This window comes from Aquabacterium parvum (assembly GCF_001447195.1).
Lineage (GTDB): Bacteria > Pseudomonadota > Gammaproteobacteria > Burkholderiales > Burkholderiaceae_C > Aquabacterium > Aquabacterium parvum.
Window position 1 is genome coordinate 1 of sequence record NZ_LFRI01000081.1, and the last position, 3,458, is coordinate 3,458.

At 56.4% G+C, this 3,458-nt stretch carries 1 protein-coding gene and 1 pseudogene; both read left to right on the forward strand.

The features are described 5' to 3' along the window. A pseudogene (locus tag ABG80_RS22360) lies at window positions 1-983 on the forward strand (hypothetical protein); the annotation flags it as partial. After that, window positions 980-1,999, forward strand: a complete 1,020-nt coding sequence (locus ABG80_RS02105) for a PoNe immunity protein domain-containing protein (RefSeq protein ID WP_058086132.1) — start codon at window positions 980-982, stop codon at window positions 1,997-1,999. The pseudogene ABG80_RS22360 and the gene ABG80_RS02105, both read left to right, overlap by 4 nt. Window positions 2,000-3,458: the final 1,459 nt, after the last annotated feature.

Here is a 3,458-nt window from a genome sequence, read left to right on the forward strand (position 1 = left end):
TCAAAGGCTGGCTGAAGAAGCAGCCCAACAATTCCGCCGAGGCGGATTACGTCAGCAAGAAGGTTCGCAAGCAAGGCGAGAAGCCTGATGCCAAGGGTGACACAGCCAGCCAAGCCAAGGAACACAGCAGCTTCATACACGGCGGGCGCGACCATATCTTCTACACGGCGGTCTCAGAACTCAGCCAGCGGCGCATTTTCTTCAAGGGCGTATTGGGTGAGCACATGGCGGACTATTGGGTCATTGAACAAGGCTGGGCTTCCGGCTGGCAGGCCCACGACTGGGGCATGGATGGCAAATGGGGCAACCCTGACCCCAAAGGGCCGCGCAAGCTCAACGACCGAGGCGCCATGACGCCGCTGTGGCCGTTGATACCGCGTGGCCGCGGCATTGATGCGCTGTGGCGCACCAATGGCAAAAACGGCAAGCCTTATGCCGTCATCGAAGCCAAGACTTACACAAATCCTGCAACTTCCCTCGGCCAAATGCTGGGCGACACCCAAGACAAGCAAGAGTACGAGGACTACAGGCAGAAAAAGCGCGAGTGGGAGGGCAAGTCCCAAGGCGCTGGCGGCAAGGGTGGTAAGCGTTCCAAGCGCAGCAGTGCGCCTGTCGGCGCACCTGCGCAGGGAACGCAATCAGCCAGTGCGCCACCGCAGAAGCCCGTGCCATCAGTAATGCAAATGAGCGAGACCTGGATTCGGGAAAGAATACGTAAAGCCACATCAGACCCGCTTGCACAAGCAGATTTACGCCATTCACAAGGTTTGGCGCGCCAATACACACGACACGTCGTTTTATTCAGCACGCCTGACATCTACGAACACAGCATCGCTGTTTTCAAACACGTATCTGGCGAAGGTGTGCAGGATAGCGATCATGCGAATCACAATGCTACGCGCGTCTTTGGCGAAAGCGATCTAATTCAAGAGGAGCAGCGGCGGAAAAGTCGAGCCCCAAATCCTACGGGAACAAACAAATGAGCGACCGCCCATCACTTTTCCGCGAGCCTTCTAATTTCGGCGCCAGGAAGCGCCAAAAATTATTATTCGAAACATACTACATAAATTTCCTTTCATGGCTCGATAATCTGGCAACACCCAAGATTATTGAGAGCTTTACCGTCAACGCCGAAAATGACGCTGGCCTAGCCCAGTGCCACAGCGGTTACGGCGACACACTGTTCGATTTGTTTAAGCTGAAATACACAGCAGGCGAGCCAATCGAGTCCTTGAAGCCCTTGCTGCAAGAGTCTGTTTCTCAGTACGAAGCACAGGCTGAAATTGAGCGCAAGATCGAGAATGAGCCTGAATGGCCCGCCTTTTCGCTTACATCACTGGATCAGTATGTTCGCTTTGTAGGCTTGCTTTCGGTCGCCATCCTCTTGCGCGAACAAAATCTCATCCCAAGAATTTACAGTCTCATAGCAGGATCGGGATTTGATCGTCAAGATGCGCTGATAGAGGAACTATTGAGCCACTACCTGCCAGATCGCCCTTACCTCGATGAATGGTATCACGATGAACCGTACCGATGGTTGCTTGATTCCACGGCTGGCGACACACAAGAAGAAAAACTGGCTGATCTCAAAAAGTATCTCGTCAAGTGGTACGGTGGGATGAAGGGCACAGGTTGGTACGACGCGCACAAGGGCATGACCGATGAGGGAATGGGTGGGTACGATGGTTATTGGGCGTGGGAGGCTGGCGCAATTGCCTTTCTGCACGGCATTGACGATTCCACGATTGACTCAATGTACTATCCCAAAGACTTGGTGGCCTATGCGCGCTCTTTCGGGCCACGTCCATCGGAGGCTGAGGGCATTGAAGCAGCGCAGCAAAGGCTGCGCTGCGAGGCAGGCAACGCCTGCCCAAAATCAGGCTATTGGGTTTCACCTGCGTATCAACAAGGTGATAAGTATTTTAAGCAAGGTGAAGTTATGCCTCACATTGAGGGCAATCAATGGGGCGCAACCATTTGGCAATTCGTTCGTGAGTAAATCCACCATCCGGCGGTGTGGCTACAGGCCCAACTGAACGTTGCACGCGGACGCCAACATGGGGCATGGCTTCGCCATTTTATTGCCCCATGTTGGTACCCTCCGCCCCTTTGGGGCTCCGGCGCCGGTGAACTCTGCGTTAGGCCCTCGCGTAAATGCGCCGCTTGCACAGGCCAAGCGAGCCGCCTCCTCGGCGGCTACTGGCAGCCAAGCTTTCGTTTATTGGTTCGCGCGAGGTCTCGTGGCATGCTTGCATTCAAACTGGCCATCGGCCAAGCAATCAACACACAGGGGCTCATGCACATGCAACCGTACGCCACCACCGGCCTAACTGTGCGTTGCAGGGGACGCTCATACGTCGCATCGCTTCGGCTACGCCTTATGGGCGCCCCTGAACTTGGGCGTTAGGCCACTCATTCCGGGGCATGCCACCACCCTCCCCGCGCCAACATCGTTTAGGCTGTCTAACACGCCACTACAACAGCATCACGGGAGAACAAATGCCTTGCACATCAAGCACTTGCATCGCCACACACTCGTGGTTACAAACTTTTAGGCCAACATGCCTTGCGAAGGCTGGTTGGTCTATTTTCAGTTAGGCCCTCGCGTAAATGCGCCGCGTGCGCGGGCCAAGCGAGCCACCTCCTCGGTGGCTACATGCAGCCTAGCTTTCGTTTATTGGTTCGCGCAAGGTCTCGTGGCATGCTTGCATTCAAGCTGGCATCAGCCAAGCATTCAACACACAAGGGTTTCATGCCAAGTCAGCCGCATGCCACCATCGGCCTAACTGTGCGTTGCAGGGGACGCCTCCACCAGTGCTCGCTTCGGCCATGCCAAGCGGGCGCCCCTGAACTTGGGCGTTAGGCCCTCGCGGAATACGCCGCTTGCCAAGGCCATACGAGCCGCCTCCTCGGCGGCAGTCGCACATTCGTTCTTGCCACCAAGTTGGTGTGCTGGCACCTCTGCCTCTCAGGTTGAAGGTGCGTTAGATTGAGGCATTCGTCAGCGCATGGCTGACGCCATACGCAAAGGGAGGCGTGATGGCACGATTCATCTTGGAAGCTGCCGCAGCAGCTCATCGCGCACACCAGGCTGGCGCCTCGTGTGCGGGCTCGCTGCCCGCGCATCAGCTCTGCTACTTTCACCGGCCTAACTGGTCGTTGCAGGGGACGCCTCCACCACCGCACGCTTCGGCTACGCCAAGCGCGCGCCCCTGAACTTGGTAGTTAGGCCCTCATGTCTGAAGCCATGCGTGTCGCCATCATTTGAAGGCAGCGCATGTGCAAGGCTGGTGTTCATCGCAAGGCTGCATGCACACCATCAGTAAGCGGTCAATAGACTACGCCCCTTGCGGTTCCTGCTCAACCGTGATGGGCACGTTGTGCCGGTGATGGTCGAGCGAGAATCGCGGTTGTTGCCGCACCTTGCGTTCAATCGATGACCAACCCATTTGCCCCGC